The following is an 18,274-nucleotide window of genomic DNA, read 5'->3' as shown; positions in this document are numbered from 1 at the left end:
ACGGAGAAGCTGACCCGGAAGCCTCCGCTCTTCGGTCCCTGAGCGAGGAGCGACGCTCCGAGACGGAGGGTCGCGGTGCTCGTTCCACGCGTCTCGCTGCGCTCGCGGTTCCTGAGCGAGGAGCACGGCTCCGAGACGAAGGGCGGCGATCGGGCTTCCGCCATCTCACGGAGGGCCCCGCGGGGGCCCTGAGAAGCTGACGCGTGGCGCAGCTGCATCCGGCGTCCGTCGAGGCGCGCGACTGGGGCTGGCGTCACGCGTCGCGTCACCGGTGGGCGGTGCGGGGGGCGGCCTTCCGCATCGACCCCGGTGAGCGGGTCCTGCTGCTCGGGGCGTCCGGCGCGGGCAAGTCCACGCTGCTCTCGGGCATCGCGGGCGTGCTCGGCGGCGCCGACGAGGGCGAGAGCGACGGGCGCCTGCTCGTCGACGGCGTGGATGCGGCGGCCGCGCGCGGGCGCGCCGGCCTCGTGCTGCAGGACCCCGACGCGCAGGTGATCCTCGCCCGGGTGGGCGACGACGTCGCGTTCGGGTGCGAGAACCTCGGCGTGCCCCGCGACGAGATCTGGTCGCGGGTGCGCGATGCCCTCGCGGCCGTCGATCTGCGGGTGCCGCTGGAGCGGCAGACGAAGGCGCTCTCCGGCGGGCAGAAGCAGCGGCTTGCGCTCGCCGGGGTGCTCGCGATGCGTCCGGGCGTCGTGCTGCTCGACGAGCCGACGGCCAACCTCGACCCCGCGGGGGTCCTCGATGTGCGCGACGCGGTGCGCCGCGTGCTCGACGACACGGGTGCGACGTTCGTCGTGGTCGAGCATCGCATCGACGTGTGGCTCGACGTCGTGACCCGGGTGATCGTGCTCGGCGAGGGCGGGGTCGTCGCCGACGGACCCCCGGATGCCGTGTTCGCCGCGCGCGGCGAGGAGCTCGCGCGACTCGGGGCGTGGGTTCCCGGCCGGCCGCCGCGGCATCCGCCGCCGCCGCTCGCGTCGCCGGGGCCGTCGCTGCTGTCGGCGACCGACCTGTCGGTCGGCCGGGTGAAGGGCGTCGCCGTCGCGAGCGGCATCGACCTGGAGATCCCCGCGGGATCGGCGACCGCGATCACCGCTCCCAACGGCGCGGGCAAGTCCACTCTCGGGCTGACGGTGGCCGGGCTCCTGCCGGTCACGGGCGGTGAGATCCGCGCCGCGGACGTGCTCGCGGAGGGCGCGGGGCCGCATCCGATCGACTGGCGCTCGCGCGAGCTGCTCACCCGCATCGGGACCGTGTTCCAGGAGCCCGAGCACCAGCTGCTGGCGACGACCGTGCGCGGCGAGCTGGAGGTCGGACCGCGTGCGCTCGGGCTCCCGGATGCGGAGCGCACCGTCCGCGTCGACGAGCTGCTCGCGCGGCTCCGGCTCGATGCGCTGGCCGACGCGAACCCCTACACGCTCTCGGGCGGCGAGAAGCGCCGGGTCACGGTCGCCGCCGCCCTCGCCACGCGCCCGCGGGTGCTCGTGCTCGACGAGCCCACGTTCGGGCAGGACGCCCGCACCTGGACCGAGCTGGTCGCGCTGTTCGCCCGCCTGCGCGACGAGGGGTCGGCGCTCGTGGCCATCACCCACGACGAGGAGGTCGTGCGCGCTCTCCACGCCCGCCGCTTCTCGCTGGGGGAGCGGGCGTGACGCTGTTCGACGGGCGCGCGCGCGAGGGCGCGTTCGCCCGGATCAACCCGGTCGCGAAGCTCGCCGCGTCCGCGCTCATCGCCGTGCCGCTCGTGCTCACGCTCGACGTCGTCTCGGCGGCGACCGCGCTCGTGCTGGAGCTGCTGCTGATGCCGTTCGTGGGCCTCGGATGGCGCGAGTTCTGGGTGCGCACGTGGCCGGTGTGGCTGGCGGCCCCGCTGACGGCCGTGACGATCGCGCTCTACGGGCAGGCGAGCGGCGGGATGCTCTTCGAGTGGTTCGTGATCCGGGTGAGCGAGGGGTCGCTCGAGCTCGCGGCGGCGACGTTCTTCCGCGTGCTCGCGATCGCCCTCCCCTCGGTCGTGATGTTCGTCACGGTCGATCCGACCGACCTCGCCGACGGGCTCGGGCAGATCCTGAGGCTTCCCGCCCGCTTCGTGATGGGCGCCCTCGCGGGCCTGCGGATGGTGGGACTCTTCCTCGACGACTGGCGGGCGCTCGAGCTCGCCCGCCGTGCGCGCGGGGTCGCCGACCGCGGCCGCATCCGGCGCTTCCTCGGGATGGCGTTCGCCCTGCTCGTGCTCTCGATCCGCCGGGGGACGAAGCTGGCCACCGCGATGGAGGCGCGCGGGTTCGGGGCGTCGGCGCGCCGCACGTGGGCGCGCGACTCCCGCTTCGGCGGGCGTGAGCGGGGGCTGCTGCTGATCGGTGCCGGTATCGCCGGGATCGCCGTCGCGGCGTCGGTTCTCACCGGATCGTGGAACTTCATCCTCGGCCCCTCCTGATACGAGGTCCGCCCGAGAGCGTCCCGCCCTCGGTCCCTGAGCGAGGAGCGGAGCGTCGAGACGAAGGGGGCGCGACCGGGCTTTCGCCACCCCACGGAGTGCCCCGACCCGCCCTCGCGGCGGGCGACGACGTCCGGGTAGCCTGGAGACAGGTCGGGTTGAAACCGAGTGTCGCGTAGGCTGGCACCCGATGCCGTCATTCGAAGGAGAACGCATGGACATCTCTGGTGCCTCCGCCCTGGTCACCGGCGGGGCGAGCGGACTCGGCCTCGCCACCGCGCGACGCCTCGCGGATGCCGGTGCCGTGGTCACGATCCTCGACCTCCCCACGTCGTCCGGCGCGGACCGCGCGGCCGAGCTCGGCGGCTCGTTCGCACCCGCCGACGTGACCGACCCCGCGCAGGTCGCCGCCGCCGTCGCGCAGGCCGCGGTCGCGGGGCCCCTGCGGGTGGTCGTGAGCTGCGCGGGCATCGCTCCGCCCGCGAAGGTGCTGGACCGGGAGGGCAGGCCCACGCCGGTCGCCGACTTCGAGAGGCTCGTGCGCATCAACCTCGTCGGCACCTACAACGTCATCGGGCAGGCGGCCGCGGTCATCGCCGCATCCGATCCCGATCCGGCCAGCGGCGACCGCGGCGTCATCGTGAACACCGCATCGGTCGCCGCGTTCGACGGACAGATCGGCCAGCCCGCCTACGCGGCGTCGAAGGGCGCTGTCCACGCGATGACGCTGCCGATCGCCCGCGAGCTGGCGCGGTACGGCATCCGGGTCTCGACGATCGCGCCCGGCATCATGGAGACGCCGATGCTGAAGGGGCTGCCGCAGGCCGCGCAGGACTCCCTCGGCGAGCAGGTCCCGTATCCGCCGCGCCTCGGCAGACCCGACGAGTACGCGTCGCTCGTGCTCGAGATCGTGCGCAACGGGTACCTCAACGGCGAGACGATCCGCCTCGACGGCGCGATCCGGATGGCGCCGCGATGAGCGACTCGATCCTGCTGCGCGTCGAAGACGGTCTCGCCCGCGTCACCTTCCACCGGCCCGAGCGCCTGAACGCGATGGACTTCGCGATGGGCGAGCGCTGGCGCGACGTCGCCCGTCAGGTGACCGGCGACCCCACGGTCGGGGCCGTGATCCTCGACGCCGAGGGCCCCGCGTTCTGCGCCGGCGGCGACGTCATCGCGATGGCGACCTCGGGGGCGGGCGGCTCGGCCGTGACGGATGCGGCACACGTCATCCACGAGGGCATCCGCGCGTTCGTGGAGTCCGACAAGCCGATCGTCGCCGCGGTCCAGGGCGCGGTCGCCGGCGGCGGGCTCGGGCTCATGCTCACCGCCGACTACGTCGTGGCGGCGGAGGGCGCGAAGTTCGTCAGCCGCTATGCGGACATCGGGCTGACCCCCGACCTCGGCGTCTCGACGCTGCTGCCGGCCGCGATCGGGCAGCGCCGTGCGCTGCAGCTGCTGCTGCAGGACCGCACGCTGACCGCCGCCGAGGCCCTGGACTGGGGCCTGATCGCCGAGGTGGCATCCGACCCGGCCGCGCGCGCCGACGAGATCGCCCGGTTCTGGCTCGAGAACGCGGCCGGCGCGTTCGGGCAGGCCAAGCGGCTCGTCCGCACCGGCGCCGGTCGCCCGTTCGTCGCGAACCTGGACGAGGAGGCGCGCACGATCGGTGCCGCGTTCGACACCCCCGACTCCCGGGCGCGGGTCGCGGCGTTCGCCGCCGCATCCGCCCGCAGACCCGGCCGGCCGGCGTGACGGTCGTCCATGTCCCGAATCCCCGAGCGGAACGTGCGAGCGAACGGAGCCACCATGAGTGAAGACGGCACGGAGAACACCCTCGCCGGCAAGACCATCCTGATGTCCGGCGGCAGCCGCGGCATCGGGCTCGCGATCGCCCTGCGCGCGGCCCGGGACGGCGCGAACATCGCGCTGCTCGCGAAGACCGACTCGCCGCATCCGAAGCTCGAGGGCACCGTGCACACCGCCGCGGCCGCGATCGAGGCGGCGGGCGGGCGGGCGCTGCCGATCGTCGGCGATGTGCGAGGCGACGACGACATCGCCGAGGCCGTGCTGAAGACCCGGGGCGAGTTCGGCGGCATCGACATCGTCGTCAACAACGCGTCGGTCATCGACCTGTCGCGCTCGACCGAGCTCGCGACCAAGAAGTACGACCTCATGCAGGACGTCAACGTGCGGGGCACGTTCCTGCTCTCGCGCTCCGCGGTGCCGGCGCTGAAGGATGCGGCGAACCCCCACATCCTCTCGCTCTCGCCGCCGCTCAACCTGTCGCCGAGGTGGCTGGGCGCGCACACCGGCTACACGCTCGCGAAGTACGGCATGACGATCGTGACCCTGGGCCTGGCGGCCGAGCTCGCCGCTGACGGCATCGCCGCGAACACGCTCTGGCCGCGCACCACGATCGCGACGGCCGCCGTGCGGTTCTCGCTCGGCGGCGAGCGGATGATGCGCGCCAGCCGCACGCCCGAGATCTACGCCGACGCGGCGTACGAGGTGCTGCGGCGGCCGGCGCGGGAGCACACCGGGCAGACGCTCGTGGTGGAGGACGTGCTCGAGCAGGCCGGCGTGACCGACTTCAGCGGCTACGCGGCGGTGCCGGGGACGCCCGACGCCGCGCTCTTCCCCGACATCTTCCTCGACTGACGGTGGCGCTGGCCGGGGCGCGGCACTGCGGGCCACGACCTCCCGACCCGCGCGGAGTCACAGCTGCTTGCGCAGGTACACCTCGTCGATGCCGTCGCCGGTCGCGACCCGCTGCGTCTCGGCGTAGCCCTCGCGTTCGTAGAGGCGCAGGTTCGCCTCGCTGAGCGATCCGGTGAACAGCTCGGCCTCGGTGCATCCGAGGCCGCGTCCGCGCTGCTCGACCGCGGCCAGCAGAGCACTCCCCACGCCCTCGCCCTGCACGTCGGGGGCGATGGCGATGCGGCCGATCAGCAGGAGGGCGCCGTCGTGCCGGGCGCGCACGGCACCGACCATGCGCGCGCCGATGTGGGCGACGCATCCGTCGTTCTCGGCCAGCTCGGCCACGACGGCCTCGAGCGTCTGGGTGAGGGCGGGCATGTCGGCCGAGCCGTAGACCTGCGCCTCCTGCACGAACGCCGCGCGCTGCAGCGTCAGCACCTCGCCGGCGTCGTCGGGACCGATGGGGCGGATGCGGACGTCACTCACACCGCCACGCTAGCCGCCGCCGCGCCCGAAGCGCCGGGCTTGACGGCCGGCCGTGCACGACTCCGCCGGAACGGCGCGTTTCGGGCGCGGATGCGCTCGGACCGTGCGAATCGAAGGAGTTGCGCGCGTGTGGCGGGCCGTGACTCCGGCTCGATCCCGACTCCGACCGTCCCCGCGGGCCCCTGCCTCAGATCAGGCCGTGTGTGCGGAAGGCGTTCCACACGCCATCGTCGAGCACGCTCGTGGTGACCTCGTCCGCGTACGACTTGACGGTGTCGTCGGCGTTGCCCATCGCGATGCCGACGCCGCAGACCTGCAGCATCTCGAGGTCGTTGTAGCTGTCGCCGATGCCGATCGCGTCGTCGAGGCGAAGACCCAGGTGCGCGACGACCTCGGCGATCGCGGCTCCCTTGTTGACGCCGGGCAGGCTCACCTCGCCCCCCGCCTCGCCGAGGTAGGGGATGGTGCCGGTGATCACGGTGAAGCGCTCGCCGAGGCCGGCGCGCACGCGGGCGAACGTGCTCTGGTGCGTGCCGAAGAACGTCGCCTTCGCGATGCCGTCGGCCGGAGCGGGCCCGCGGTACGCCATGCGCTGTTCGAGCCGCTTCATGTCGGCGGATGCGGCGGCGTCCCGTGCGCGCAGCACGTCGCCCTCGAACATCGGACGCACCCGCTCGAGCAGCCCGACACTCGGGTAGACGTCGTCGTACGCCTGCAGGTTGTACTCGACGTCCTCGGCGTCGAAGAACCGCACGAGCTCCGCGAGAGCCCCGGCGGGCATGGTGTGCGCGGCCAACAGATGGTCGCCGATCTCGGCGAACCCGCCCCCGGCGGACACGACCCCGTCGAATCCGATGCCGGCGACCGTCGCGGGGACCTCCCGGCGGGAGCGTCCCGTGCACAGGTAGACCAGGTGCCCCGCCGCGCGGGCACCCTGCACGGCCTCGACGGCCGAGGGAGCCAGACGCTGGGAGTGATCGATCAGTGTGCCGTCGACGTCGAGGAAGGCGATACGGGGGGATGTCACGCAGAACTCCAGACGGGTCGTCTCCGGGGCGGCGGACCGCCCGGAGACGACCGGATCGTTGACAGGGGGACGTCGTCAGCGCGTCAGGCTCGCTCCGTTGGTGCGGATGACCTCGGCGTACCAGTCGAACGACTTCTTCGGGTAGCGCGCGAGCGAGCCCGAGCCGTCGTCGTTCCGGTCGACGTAGATGAAACCGTATCGCTTGCTGAGCTGTGCCGTGCTCGCGCTGACGATGTCGATGCAGCCCCACGAGGTGTAGCCGAGCACCTCGACGCCGTCCTCGACGGCCTCGCCCACCTGCACGAGGTGGTCGTTGAGGTACCGGATGCGGTAGTCGTCGATGACGGTCTTGCGTCCGTCGACCTCGACCAGCTCGTCCTTCGCGCCCAGACCGTTCTCGACGATGAACAGCGGCTTCTGCCAGCGGTCCCAGAACTGGTTCAGCACGATGCGCAGGCCCGTCGGGTCGATCTGCCAGCCCCACTCACTCGCTTCGAGGGTGGGGTTGGGCACGCCTCCCATGATGTTCCCCTCGCCGGCGGCCCGAAGCTCGGGGTCGGCGGTCTCGGCGGCGCTCATGTAGTAGCTGAACGAGACGAAGTCGACCGTGTGGGTCAGATCCTCGCGGTCCTCGTCGGTGATGTCGAGCTCGATGCCCTTCTCGCGCAGTGTGCGCAGGAAGTAGCCGGGGTACTCCCCGCGCGTGTGCACATCGCCGTAGACGAGGTTCGCGTGGTCCGCTGCCAGGACCGCCAGCGCGTCGGCGGGGGAGGGAGAGAGCGGATACATCGGCATGGAGAGCACCATGCAGCCGATCTGTGCCCCCGGGGCGACCTCCCGCGCGATCCTGGTGGCCCGGGCGCTCGCGACCAGCTCGTGGTGCATCGCCTGGTAGAGGTCGCCCTCGTTCAGCTGCTCTTTCGGCGTGCCGATGCCGCCGCTCATGAACGGGGCGTGCACGAGCGAGTTGATCTCGTTGAAGGTGAGCCAGTACTTCACCCGGGCGCCGTAGCGTTCGAACAGCGTGCGCGCGTACCGCTCGTAGAAGCCGATCAGCTCGCGGCTGACCCAGCCGTCGTAGGTCTCTGCCAGGTGCAGCGGGGTCTCGTAGTGCGAGATCGTGACGAGCGGCTCGATGCCGTGCCTCTCCAGCTCGTCGAGCACGCGGTCGTAGAATGCGAGGCCCTCCTCGTTGGGCTCCGCATCGTCGCCGTTCGGGAAGATGCGGCTCCACGCGATCGAGAAGCGATAGACCGAGAAGCCCATCTGCGCGAACAGGGCGATGTCCTCGGCGTAGCGGTGGTAGAAGTCGATGGCCTCGAGCTTGAGGTTGTCGGGAGTCGGCTTCTCGGTGCGCGCGCCGACGAGGCCGCGGGGCATCACATCCTGCACGGAGAGCCCCTTGCCGCCCTCGGCGTAGGCTCCTTCGACCTGGTTCGCCGCCGTTGCTCCGCCCCACAGGAAGCCCTCGGGGAACGGCGTCGTCGGAATTGTCATGTCTCTCTTCTCTCGTCTTTATCGGTGCGGAACTCACGCGGGGGCGCGGCCGTCGCGGCCGCGGCCCCGCCGCGCGTCACTTGGCGGTGACGGCCGTCGCGGCCTCGATCGCCAGGAACAGCTGGTCGCCGTGTGCGATCGGACCGCTCGCGATGTTCCCCGCGGTCGGGTACAGGTCGGAGCTGGTCACGATCACCGGTGTGGTCAGGTCGTAGCCGGCCTGTTCGATCGCCGCGCGGTCGAACGTCACCAGCACGTCGCCGGCGGAGACGGTCTGGCCCTGTGCGACCTTGATCTCGAAGTGCTCTCCGGCCAGCTTCACGGTGTTGAGCCCGAGATGGATGAGCACCTCCGCGCCGGATGCGTGACGCAGCCCGATCGCGTGGCCGGTCGGGAACACGGCCGCCACGACGCCGTCGAAGGGGGCGAAGAGGGTGTCGCCCTTGGGCACGATCGCGACGCCCTGGCCGAGCGAGCCGTCGGCGAAGGCGGCGTCGGCGACCTGCGAGAGCGGGACCGCGGTGCCGTCGAGCGGACTGAGAAGCTGCACGTCGCCGGTCTCGACGGCGGCCGCCTCATCCTCTACCGGGTCCTTGAAGCCGACGATGACGGTCAGCAGGAACGACACGATGATGGCCACCGCGACGCCGATGATCATCATGATGATGTTCCCGTGACCGATGAGGGAGGGAAGCGACAGCAGCGAAGGCAGCGCGCCGGGGTTGTTGGACGCGACGCCGCCGGCGGAGATGATCGCGCCGCCGAGCACGCCGCCGACGATGCCGAAGGCGAACGGGCGCTTCAGGGGCAGGGTGACACCGTAGATCGCCGGTTCGGTGATGCCGGCCAGGAAGCCGGAGAGCGTCGCGGGAGCGGCGAGCGACTTGAGCGTCTTGTTGCGTGTGCGCACCCAGACGCCCGCGACGGCGGCGGCCTGGGCGAGCACGGCGGCGAACAGCGGGGCGATGAGCAGGATGAAACCGCTCGTCTGGTACTCGAGCGTGAAGATCGGGACGAAGCCCCAGTGCAGGCCGAAGATCACGAACACCTGCCAGAGGCCGCCCATGATCGCCCCGCCGAGCCACGGCACGGTCGTGAAGATCCAGTTGATCCCGGAGGCGAGCCCCGAGCTGATCCATGTCGAGATCGGGCCGATGACCAGCAGGACCAGCGGGACCAGGACTAGCACGATGACCATCGGGGTCACGAACCGCCGGACCGAGGAGTGCAGCTTCGCATAGAGGAAGCGCTCGGCGTGACTCTGCAGCCACACCGCGATGATGATCGGGATGACGCTGGAGACGTAGCTGACCATCACGACCGGGATGCCGAAGAACGTGACGTCCTCGGCGCCGTTGAGTCCGACGATGCCGGGGTAGACCAGAGCGGCGGCGACCGCGAGCGAGGTGAACTGGTTGGCGTCGAAGTACTTCGCGGCCGTGATGGCGAGGGCGATCGGGATGAAATAGATGAACGCGTCCGACAGCGCGTACAGGATGACGTAGGTCGTGGTCTCGGTGTCGATCCAGCCGAACGTGGCGGCCGCCATCAGGAACGCCTTGAGCAGGCCGGTGCCGGCCAGCGCCCACAGGAGCGGGCTGAAGATGCCCGAGATCATCGAGATGAACCGGTTGAAGAGGTTGCTCTTCGGAGCGTCGTCTGCCGCCCTGGGGTCGGAGCCCCCGGCGCCCGCCCCCAGCTTCGAGATCTTGCCGATCTCGGCGAAGACCTCGGGCACCTCGTTGCCGATGACGACCTGGTACTGGCCTCCCGCCTGAGCGGTCGTGATCACCCCGGGTGTGGCCTTGATGGCGGCGGCGTCCGCCTTGCCCTCGTCCTTCAGGACGAAGCGCAGCCGGGTGGCGCAGTGCACGAGGGACTGCACGTTCTCCTCGCCGCCGACGCCTTTGAGGACGCCGGCCGCTGTCTTCGAGTAGTCCATCGCGGACTCTCACTTTCCGCCGCTGCGGTGCGGCACTCGGGTTCAGGACGCCGGACGGGCCGTTACCGGGCAACAAAAAAACCTGAACTCGTTCATCGCCTCATCGGCGATGTGAGTTCAGGTTTTGCCTGCTGCCGCAGTAACAATCCGTCGCGTCCGCAGAGCTGCCTCGCCCTGCGGACGTTACGGTAGCACCTCCGGAGCCTCTTCGCCATGGCCCGCGTCGTCGGGCGACGGCGCCGCGAGCTGCGTGGCCAGACGTTCCACGTGGACGATCAGGTACAGCAGCTCCTCGTCGGTCAGATCCGACCCCGTCGCCGCGCTCACGTAGGCCTTGACCCGTTCCGCGATCCCGTAGGAGCGCGGGTAGCTGTGCCTGGCGAACTCGAAGAACGACGTGTCGGCGCTGCGCAGCATCGACTTGGAGACGAGGCGTTGGAGGAGGAACTGCACGTGCAGGACGAAGCGGGCGTAGTCGGGGCTGCTCGTGTCGAGGGTGACCCCGAGGCCGGACTCTACGGTCGCGGCGACGTGCTGCACCCGGCGGAAGAGCAGCGCGGCGGTGCCGTTGGGCTCGTCGCGCGTCGCGTTGAGCAGGTGCATCGTGAGGAACACCGCCTCCTCGGGCGGCAGCTCGCGATCGAGCGACGCGCCGATGGACGCCGCCATGTGCTCCGCCGCGGCGAACTCGTGCGGATGCAGCACCCGTAGCTCCGGCATGTTCGTCGCCGGGACGCGCACGCCCTCGTCGAGGCGTTCGAGCACGAAGTGGATGTGGTCGATGACCGGCACCGCCAGGCGCCTCCCGAGCGCGCGTCCCAGCATCCGCTCGGCGTCGTCGACCGCGCGGCCGACCGCCTCGATGACGGGGTAGGGGATGTCGGTGAGCATCTGCCGCTCGCGCTCGCCGTCCGCGCCGTCCCGGAGCACGAAGGTCTTCTCGACCTTCTCCGGCTCGATCGGGTCGTCGGGCTTCAGCTGGAACCCGAGGCCGCGTCCCATGAGCACGCGTTCGCGCCCCTGCTCGTCGATCGTGATCACGACGTTGTTGTTCAGCACCTTGTGCACCACGACATGGCCGGGATCTGCGCTCGGGCGATCGGCGACCATGCCGGAAGTCTACGAGGTGGATCCCCGCGAGAAACCAGATCCGCCGCCGCACACCACGTGCAACGTGATGTCTCGGGACGCATGTGGTTTCTCGCGGAGGCCGGGACGGCGCATCCACCTGGCGCATAGGCGGGCGCTCGTACCCTGGCCGGATGTCCTTCTCCGCCCACCGCCCCGGCCGCTTCGGCTCCGACGGCCGAATCGAGTTCACCGCGTCGGGCGAGGAGTCTCCGCAGTACCTGAGCGACCTGCGCGAGACGTCGCATCAGGAGGGTGGGGTCCCGGAGCCGGCCGAGCCGTCCCCGCCCACCGCCCCGGCCGTGCCCGGCGAGCCGGTCGAGGCCCCCGCGTCCGACGCGGGCGGTTCCGACGTCGCCGCCCCGGGGCGCGGGAGGCGACGAAACGCCCTCCCTCGCCGACGCGTCCCGGTGTCGCGCAGGCTCGCCGTCCTCGGGGGTGCCGACGGCGGCGTGCTCGACGACGTGCCGGGGGAGACGCCGCGGTTCGTGCAGATGTTCTTCGTGCTCGCGGGGACGGCCCTCGTCTCGGCGCTGTCGATGCTCTTCGCCCTCATGACCGGTGTGCGCATCGCGGTGTGGCTGGCCGTGCCGCTCGCGATCGTGTGGGCGCTGATCATCTTCAACCTCGACCGCTTCCTCACCTCGACCATGCGCTCGACGCGGAACCTCTGGAAGCTGCTGGGCCTGGCGGTTCCCCGCGTCATCATGGCGGCGCTGATCGGGATCGTCGTGGCCGAGCCGCTCGTGCTCCAGATATTCCAGAACGACATCGCGCGCGAGGTCACCTCGACCAATGTCGTGCAGGCGCAGTCCGATCAGGATGCGGTGACCAGCGGCCCGGAGAAGCAGGCGCTCGACGAGGCCGCCGCGCGGGTGAGCGAGCTGGAGAACCAGGCCTCCACGGGCATCGTGGCGGGCACCTCGTCGACCTCGGCCGCGTCCGTCGCCGCGCAGCAGACGGTCGACCAGCTGACGACTCAGCTCGCCGACCAGCAGGCCGTCATCGACCAGGCGCGCGCGCTCTACCAGTGCGAGCTGACCGGCGAGGGGGCCGGCACGGTCGAGGGGTGCACCGGTGTGCAGGGATCGGGTACCAGCTCCGACGCCGCCCAGGCGCAGCTGACGCAGGCCCAGGCCGCCTACGACGCCCTCGCGACCCAGTTGCAGGAGGCGCAGGCGGCGCTCACCGCCGCCAACTCGGCGGGCACGGACGCCGCCGCGATCTCCGCGGAGCAGAACAAGCAGCTGGCCGAGGACCAGCTGCCCGCCGCGCGCACCCAGTACGAGGCGGCGCTGGCCGCCTACAACGAGCGCGTCGCGTCGGTGGCCGGCGGCAACGCCCAGGCGGTGGGGCTGCTCAGCCAGATCAGCGCGCTCGAACGGCTGTCGCAGCGCGAGCCCACCCTCGCGTGGGCGCACTGGCTGATCGCGGCGCTGTTCTTCATGATCGAGCTGCTGCCCGTGCTCGTGAAGGTGCTCACCAGCTTCGGCGATCCGTCGCTCTACGAGAAGGCCGAGGCGCTTCGCCGCCAGGTCGCGCTCGATCGGGTGACGGCTCGCACCTGGCGGGAGCGCGCGGCGATCGTGACCACCGAGGGCTCCGCCTGACCGCTTCCTCCCAGCCCGGCTCCCGTACTCTGGAAGGCATGACCGACCAGCCCGTGCGCGCCGCCCAGCCCCGCCAGGTGAGCCCGCGCACAGCGCCCGCGGCCACCGAGATCCGCCAGGTGCGCCCTCGGGCGGAGGGCTGGTCGCAGAAGAAGGACGCCGAGGGGCGACCCGCGCTGCAGTTCGCGAGCCCCAAGCGCGGCAAGCCCCCCGTGCACCTGGCCGACCTCACCCCCGAGCAGCGCGTCGAGAAGACGAAGGAGCTCGGGCTCCCCGGCTTCCGCGCCGCTCAGCTCGAGACCCACTACTTCACGCACTACACCTCCGATCCCGCGCAGATGACGGACCTTCCCGCATCCGGGCGCGAGGAGCTCGTGGCGGGGATGCTGCCGCCCCTGCTCACCGAGGTGCGCACCCTCAAGACTGACCGCGGCGACACGATCAAGTTCCTCTGGAAGCTGCACGACGGCGCCCTCGTCGAGTCGGTTCTCATGCGCTACCCGGGCCGCATCACGCTGTGCGTCTCGTCGCAGGCCGGATGCGGCATGAACTGCCCGTTCTGCGCCACGGGACAGGCGGGGCTCACCCGCAACATGTCGGCGGCCGAGATCGTCGAGCAGATCGTGCGTGCGAACAGGGTCATCCGCGAGGGCGGGCTCGGCCCCGCCGAGCACGATGGCGAGCGGGTCACGAACATCGTGTTCATGGGGATGGGGGAGCCGCTGGCGAACTACGCCCGCGTGATGCAGGCGGTACGGGTGATGGTCGACAAGAAGCACGGGCTCGGCATGAGCGCCCGCGGCATCACGGTCTCGACCGTCGGGCTGGTGCCCGCCATCACGAAGCTCGCGAACGAGGGCGTCCCGGTGACGTTCGCGCTGTCGTTGCACGCCCCCGACGACCACCTCCGCGACGAGCTCATCCCGGTGAACTCGCGGTGGAAGGTCGACGAGGCGCTCGACGCCGCCCGCGACTACTTCGAGAAGACCGGGCGCCGCGTGTCGATCGAGTACGCGCTCATCAAGGACATGAACGACCACGGCTGGCGCGCGGACCTGCTCGCCGAGAAGCTCAACGCGCGCGGCCGCGGATGGGTGCATGTGAACCCCATCCCGCTGAACCCGACCCCCGGGTCGATCTGGACCTCGTCCGAGGTGTCGGTGCAGCGGGAGTTCGTGCGTCGCCTGAACGACGCCGGCATCCCGACCACCCTCCGTGACACCCGCGGCAAGGAGATCGATGGCGCCTGCGGGCAGCTGGTCGCGACCGCCGAGGACGAGGCGGACGCCGCCGACACCCGTGTCGGGGCGGACCGACACAGCTGAGGCGCCTGCGCGCACCGGAGGGGGACGGATGCCGGCGCTCGTCGGGTACGCGATCATCACGGTCGTGGTTCGCGTCGCCTTCGCCCGCCGCCGCTGACGCCCGTCCTCCCCTCGCGCGCCGCACGCGGACGCGGGGCGCGCATCCACCGAACGGGGGATGGCGGAACCACTGTACGGCGGTCGCGCGGGGCAGGGCGCCGGCGACAGGATCGGAGCATGACGGATGCAGTCGTGCGGGTCGAGGACCTGCGAAAGACCTATCACGGCGGGTTCGAGGCGCTCCGCGGCGTGAGCTTCGAGATCCGTCGCGGCGAGACGTTCGCGCTGCTCGGCCCGAACGGCGCCGGCAAGAGCACGACGATCGAGATCCTCGAGGGGTACCGCAACCGCACCGGCGGCACGGCCGACGTGCTCGGCGTGGATCCGCACCACGGGGGGCTCGAGTGGAAGTCCCGGCTCGGCATCGTCCTGCAGAACACGGGGGAGGCGCCCGTCGCGACGGTGCGGGAGATGCTCGCGCACTTCGCCGGGTTCTACCCGAACCCGCGGAACGTGGACGAGGTCATCGAGGCCGTCGGGCTCACCGCCAAGGCGAAGACGGGCGTGCGCAAGCTCTCCGGCGGCCAGCGCCGCCGCGTCGACGTCGCCCTCGGCATCATCGGCAGCCCCGACCTGCTGTTCCTCGACGAGCCCACTACCGGTTTCGACCCCGAGGCGCGGCGGCAGTTCTGGGATCTCATCCGCGGGCTGCAGTCCGAGGGCACCACGATCATCCTCACCACCCACTACCTCGACGAGGCGTCCGCGCTCTCCGACCGCGCTGCGATCGTCGTGGCCGGGCGGCTCGCCGCCCTCGGCCCCATCGACGAGATCGGCGGGGCCGACGCGCGCGTGCCGATCGTGCGCTGGCGCGAGGACGGCGTCGTCCGCGAGGAGCGCACCGACCGTCCGGGCGACTTCGTCGCCCGCCTGGTCTCCGCCGCAGACGCCGAACCCGAGCACCTGGAGGTCGTGCGCCCCAGCCTCGAGGACATCTACCTCTCGTTCCTCGCGGCCGAGGAGAAGGACGCCGTCCGCTCCGTCCCGGCATCGACCGTGGGCGCCGCATCCGCCGTGGGCGCCGCATCCGCCCCCTCCGTTCCGGGAGTCACCGCATGACCACCGCCGCCGCGCCGCGCGCCGCCGCATCCGCCGCCTCGTTCGGGATCGGGCACACGCTCCGTCTCGGCTTCGCCCGCATCGGCTACGAGGTGCGCGGATACTTCCGCCAGGGCGACTCCGTGTTCTTCACGTTCCTGTTCCCGCTCGTGTTCCTGCTGATCTTCTCCGTCGCGTTCAGTGCGCAGACCTTCGGCTCGCCCGGCGACGAGATCGGCGCCGCCGCGTACTATCTGCCGGGCATGCTGGCCGCCGGCCTCCTCCTGTCGGGGGTGCAGAACCTGGCGGTCGACATCGCGACGGAGCGCAGCGACGGCACGTTGAAGCGGCTCGGCGGCACGCCGCTCGGACCGGTCGCGTACTTCATCGGCAAGCTCGGGATGGTGCTGGTCACGGGCCTGCTGCAGGCGGCGCTGCTGCTCGTCGTCGCCGCGCTCGCGTTCGGGGTCGCGCTTCCCGCCGAGCCCGAGAAGTGGCTGACGTTCGGCTGGGTGTTCCTCGCCGGCGTCACGACGTGCGCGATCCTCGGCATCGGGCTGAGCTCGCTGCCGCGGTCGGGGCGCAGCGCCACGGCGGTCGTCCTCCCGATCGTGCTGGTGCTGCAGTTCATCTCGGGGGTCTTCATCCCGTTCTCGGCGCTGCCGGGGTGGCTGCAGACCGTCGCGGGCGTCTTTCCGCTGCGCTGGCTGGTGCAGGGGATGCAGTCGGTGTTCCTGCCGGACTCCTTCGCGGCGATGACGCCCAGCGGCACCTGGGAGCACGGCCTCACCCTCCTCGTGACCGGCATCTGGCTGGTCTTCGGACTCGTCCTCGCCCGTGTGACATTCCGCTGGATCCGCAAGGATGGCTGAGTGACGCGACCGACGGACACCGAGCCGGCGGCCGCGAGCGGGAGATGGTGGGGGGTCTCGCTCGCGGCTGTCCTGACGTTCTGCGCGATCGCGGCGGCGAACGCGGTCCGGGGAGAAGGCGGACCGTGGCTGCCGGTCGGGCTGACGCTCGCGATCTCGGCGGCCTACGCGATCCTCTTCCTCCTGATGGGGCGGAAGGCGACGGGCGGGTCGTCGGACGCCTGGATCCTCGCCGCCGCGACGATCGCGGCGGCGGCCGCGCTCACCGCGCTCGTGCCGAGCAACGCGGTCTTCCAGTTCTGGGCGTTCCCGCTCGTGTGGACCGTGCTGCCCGCGCCGCGCGTCGCGATCCCGGCGGCGTTCGCGCTGGCGGCCGCGGTCTTCGGCGGCTTCGCGATCAGCACCGGTGACGAGCCGGGGTGGCTGATGACCGCGCTGCTGACCCAGGGGATCTCCTTCGGCTTCAGCCTGGCGATGGGGCTCTGGCTCCGCAGCGTCTACGTCTACGGGATCGAGCGCAACCGCCTCCTGGGCGAGCTCACCGCGGCGCAGCACGAGCTGGCGATGCTGCACCGCGACGCGGGCGTCACCTCCGAGCGCGAACGGCTCTCGCGCGAGCTCCACGACACCCTCGCGCAGTCGCTGACGGCCGCCGTGCTGCTCGTGCAGCGGGCGCGTCGCGAGCTCGCCGACGGGCGCGTGGCCGACGGCGCCCTGGAGCTCGTCGAGGAGTCCGTGCGCACCGCGCTCAGCGAGACCCGGGTGCTCGTCGCCGGGAGCGCGCCGATCGAGCTCGCCGGCGGGGGCCTCGCCTCCGCCCTCGAGACCCTCGCCGGACGGTTCCGGCGCGAGGCGGGCGTCGCGATCGACGTCGAGGTCTCGCTGCGCGAGCCGCTCGACCGCGAGAGCGAGGTGGTGCTCCTCCGGTGCGCGCAGGAGGGCTTCGGCAACATCCGCAAGCACGCCGACGCGGAACGCGTGACGGTGAGCCTGACCGATGACGCCGACGGCGCGGTGCTGCGGATCCGCAACGACGGCCGCGGCTTCGACCCCGATGCGGATGCGGACGGCTACGGGCTCTCGGGCCTGCGCGCGCGGCTCGGGCTCGTGGGCGGCTCGCTCGAGCTCGACGGCACCGAAGGCGCGGTGGAGCTGCGCGCCCGCGTGCCGCGCGGGGGCGTCGCATGATCCGGGTGCTCATCGTCGACGACCACCCGATCGTGCGGGCGGGGCTCGTCGCGCTGGTGTCGGACGCATCCGACATGGATGTGGTCGGCACGGCGGCGACCGGTGCCGAGGCGGTGGCGCTCGCCGCGTCCGAGGCGCCGGACGTCGTGCTGATGGACCTGCGGATGCCGGAGATGGACGGCGACGAGGCGACGGCGCGCATCCTGCGGGAGCACCCGGACGTGCGGGTCGTCGTGCTGACCACCTACGAGACGGATGACGCGATCCTCCGGGCGATCGGGGCCGGGGCCAGCGGCTACCTGCTGAAGGCGGTGCCCGAGGAGGAGCTGCTCACCGGCATCCGCGCCGTCGCCGCGGGCGAGGTCTCGCTGGCGCCGAGCGTCGCTCGGGTGCTTGTCCGGCAGGCCGCGACGCCCTCCCCTCCCGCGCCGCTGCTCACGGTGCGCGAGACCGAGGTGCTGCGGCTGGTGGCCGAGGGGCTCAGCAACCGCGCGATCGGCGAACGGCTCTTCCTCGGCGAGGCGACCGTGAAGACCCACCTCCTGCACGCGTTCACGAAGCTCGACGTGCGCGACCGCACCCGTGCCGTGACCCGGGCGATGGAGCTCGGTCTGCTGTGAGCCGGGGTCGGCTTGCGGTGAGCGGGGCGGCCTGTGGTGAGCGGGGCGGCCTGTGGTGAGGCGGGGGCGGTCTGCTGTGAGCGGGGGTCGCTCGGCGGTGAGGCGGGGGATCGGCCTGTGAAGCGGCCGTGCTGGCTGTGCTGGCCGTGGCGTCCGGGGGTGTCGTGGCGTCCGGGGCGTTCTGTGCCGGTTCGCGTGGAGCCGGGCCGTGCTGTGCGAGTGCATGTCTCGGTTGTTCATCATCCGTGTCTCGCTTGTGCAGGTGTGGGGCGGGTTCTGGCTGCATAAGTGAGACACGGATG

Annotated in this window: 16 protein-coding genes; 11 read left to right on the top strand and 5 right to left on the bottom strand. The window is 71.7% G+C overall.

Translation table 11 applies throughout. The features are described from left to right. The first annotated feature begins 203 nt into the window (after positions 1–203). The 5 genes from GVL03_RS08915 (at position 204) to GVL03_RS08895 (ending at position 5,101) form a co-directional block, all read left to right on the top strand. Positions 204–1,655 carry an ABC transporter ATP-binding protein gene (locus GVL03_RS08915; protein WP_235038083.1) on the top strand — a complete coding sequence of 484 codons (1,452 nt, stop codon included), beginning with the start codon at positions 204–206 and terminating at the stop codon, positions 1,653–1,655. Beyond that, on the top strand, positions 1,652–2,440 hold the full coding sequence (locus tag GVL03_RS08910; protein WP_159500643.1) for an energy-coupling factor transporter transmembrane protein EcfT: 789 nt from the start codon (positions 1,652–1,654) through the stop codon (positions 2,438–2,440). The genes GVL03_RS08915 and GVL03_RS08910 overlap by 4 nt, the downstream gene beginning before the upstream one ends. Positions 2,441–2,654: 214 nt before the next feature. Beyond that, positions 2,655–3,419: an SDR family NAD(P)-dependent oxidoreductase gene (locus tag GVL03_RS08905; RefSeq protein ID WP_159500642.1), complete on the top strand. Its 765-nt coding sequence runs from the start codon at positions 2,655–2,657 to the stop codon at positions 3,417–3,419. Continuing rightward, entirely contained in the window at positions 3,416–4,195 is a 780-nt protein-coding gene (locus GVL03_RS08900; RefSeq protein WP_159500641.1) for an enoyl-CoA hydratase/isomerase family protein, read from the top strand. The genes GVL03_RS08905 and GVL03_RS08900 overlap by 4 nt, the downstream gene beginning before the upstream one ends. Before the next feature lie 54 nt (positions 4,196–4,249). Continuing rightward, on the top strand, positions 4,250–5,101 hold the full coding sequence (locus GVL03_RS08895) for an NAD(P)-dependent oxidoreductase (RefSeq protein WP_159500640.1): 852 nt from the start codon (positions 4,250–4,252) through the stop codon (positions 5,099–5,101). A 57-nt stretch (positions 5,102–5,158) separates the two neighbouring features. Here GVL03_RS08895 and GVL03_RS08890 read toward each other — a convergent pair whose 3' ends face one another. The 5 genes from GVL03_RS08890 to GVL03_RS08870 form a co-directional block, all read right to left on the bottom strand. Further along, a complete protein-coding gene (locus GVL03_RS08890) occupies positions 5,159–5,626 on the bottom strand; it encodes a GNAT family N-acetyltransferase (protein ID WP_159500639.1) in 468 nt (155 codons plus the stop codon). Between the two features lie 187 nt (positions 5,627–5,813). Beyond that, positions 5,814–6,653 (bottom strand): Cof-type HAD-IIB family hydrolase, encoded by an 840-nt coding sequence (locus GVL03_RS08885; protein WP_159500638.1) that lies wholly within the window; start codon positions 6,651–6,653, stop codon positions 5,814–5,816. A gap of 75 nt (positions 6,654–6,728) precedes the next feature. Beyond that, entirely contained in the window at positions 6,729–8,150 is a 1,422-nt protein-coding gene (locus tag GVL03_RS08880) for a glycoside hydrolase family 1 protein (protein WP_200847118.1), read from the bottom strand. A 76-nt stretch (positions 8,151–8,226) separates the two neighbouring features. Continuing rightward, positions 8,227–10,092 (bottom strand): beta-glucoside-specific PTS transporter subunit IIABC, encoded by a 1,866-nt coding sequence (locus GVL03_RS08875; protein ID WP_159500637.1) that lies wholly within the window; start codon positions 10,090–10,092, stop codon positions 8,227–8,229. A gap of 183 nt (positions 10,093–10,275) precedes the next feature. Beyond that, the gene (locus tag GVL03_RS08870) at positions 10,276–11,202 is read right to left on the bottom strand and encodes a PRD domain-containing protein (RefSeq protein WP_159500636.1); all 927 of its coding nucleotides are present in this window, start codon (positions 11,200–11,202) and stop codon (positions 10,276–10,278) included. A gap of 152 nt (positions 11,203–11,354) precedes the next feature. Between GVL03_RS08870 and GVL03_RS08865 the strand changes: the two genes are divergently transcribed. From GVL03_RS08865 to GVL03_RS08840, 6 genes are all read left to right on the top strand, one after another. Beyond that, positions 11,355–12,830 (top strand): DUF4407 domain-containing protein, encoded by a 1,476-nt coding sequence (locus GVL03_RS08865; RefSeq protein WP_159500635.1) that lies wholly within the window; start codon positions 11,355–11,357, stop codon positions 12,828–12,830. Positions 12,831–12,868: 38 nt separating this feature from the next. Then, entirely contained in the window at positions 12,869–14,155 is a 1,287-nt protein-coding gene (rlmN, locus tag GVL03_RS08860; RefSeq protein WP_159500634.1) for a 23S rRNA (adenine(2503)-C(2))-methyltransferase RlmN, read from the top strand. A 216-nt stretch (positions 14,156–14,371) separates the two neighbouring features. Continuing rightward, positions 14,372–15,313, top strand: coding sequence for an ABC transporter ATP-binding protein (locus GVL03_RS08855; RefSeq protein WP_159500633.1), 942 nt, complete (start codon positions 14,372–14,374; stop codon positions 15,311–15,313). Next, on the top strand, positions 15,310–16,164 hold the full coding sequence (locus tag GVL03_RS08850) for an ABC transporter permease (protein WP_159500632.1): 855 nt from the start codon (positions 15,310–15,312) through the stop codon (positions 16,162–16,164). Before GVL03_RS08855 ends, GVL03_RS08850 begins: the two co-directional genes overlap by 4 nt. After that, entirely contained in the window at positions 16,165–17,352 is a 1,188-nt protein-coding gene (locus GVL03_RS08845; protein WP_159500631.1) for a sensor histidine kinase, read from the top strand. Then, entirely contained in the window at positions 17,349–17,972 is a 624-nt protein-coding gene (locus GVL03_RS08840; protein ID WP_159500630.1) for a response regulator transcription factor, read from the top strand. The genes GVL03_RS08845 and GVL03_RS08840 overlap by 4 nt, the downstream gene beginning before the upstream one ends. Positions 17,973–18,274: the final 302 nt, after the last annotated feature.

Source organism: Microbacterium sp. 18062, from assembly GCF_902706225.1.
In the GTDB taxonomy this organism is placed as follows: Bacteria; Actinomycetota; Actinomycetes; order Actinomycetales; family Microbacteriaceae; genus Microbacterium.
Note: the sequence above shows the minus strand (reverse complement) of the source record. Positions and strands in the feature narration are given on the sequence as shown.

Coding starts and splice junctions, on each gene's coding strand:
- GVL03_RS08880 (WP_200847118.1), bottom strand. CDS start 8,150: ATGACAATTCCGACGACGCCGTTCCCCGAGGGCTTCCTGTGGGGCGGA.
- GVL03_RS08875 (WP_159500637.1), bottom strand. CDS start 10,092: ATGGACTACTCGAAGACAGCGGCCGGCGTCCTCAAAGGCGTCGGCGGC.
- GVL03_RS08900 (WP_159500641.1), top strand. CDS start 3,416: ATGAGCGACTCGATCCTGCTGCGCGTCGAAGACGGTCTCGCCCGCGTC.
- GVL03_RS08905 (WP_159500642.1), top strand. CDS start 2,655: ATGGACATCTCTGGTGCCTCCGCCCTGGTCACCGGCGGGGCGAGCGGA.
- GVL03_RS08895 (WP_159500640.1), top strand. CDS start 4,250: ATGAGTGAAGACGGCACGGAGAACACCCTCGCCGGCAAGACCATCCTG.
- rlmN (WP_159500634.1), top strand. CDS start 12,869: ATGACCGACCAGCCCGTGCGCGCCGCCCAGCCCCGCCAGGTGAGCCCG.
- GVL03_RS08855 (WP_159500633.1), top strand. CDS start 14,372: ATGACGGATGCAGTCGTGCGGGTCGAGGACCTGCGAAAGACCTATCAC.
- GVL03_RS08840 (WP_159500630.1), top strand. CDS start 17,349: ATGATCCGGGTGCTCATCGTCGACGACCACCCGATCGTGCGGGCGGGG.
- GVL03_RS08850 (WP_159500632.1), top strand. CDS start 15,310: ATGACCACCGCCGCCGCGCCGCGCGCCGCCGCATCCGCCGCCTCGTTC.
- GVL03_RS08870 (WP_159500636.1), bottom strand. CDS start 11,202: ATGGTCGCCGATCGCCCGAGCGCAGATCCCGGCCATGTCGTGGTGCAC.
- GVL03_RS08865 (WP_159500635.1), top strand. CDS start 11,355: ATGTCCTTCTCCGCCCACCGCCCCGGCCGCTTCGGCTCCGACGGCCGA.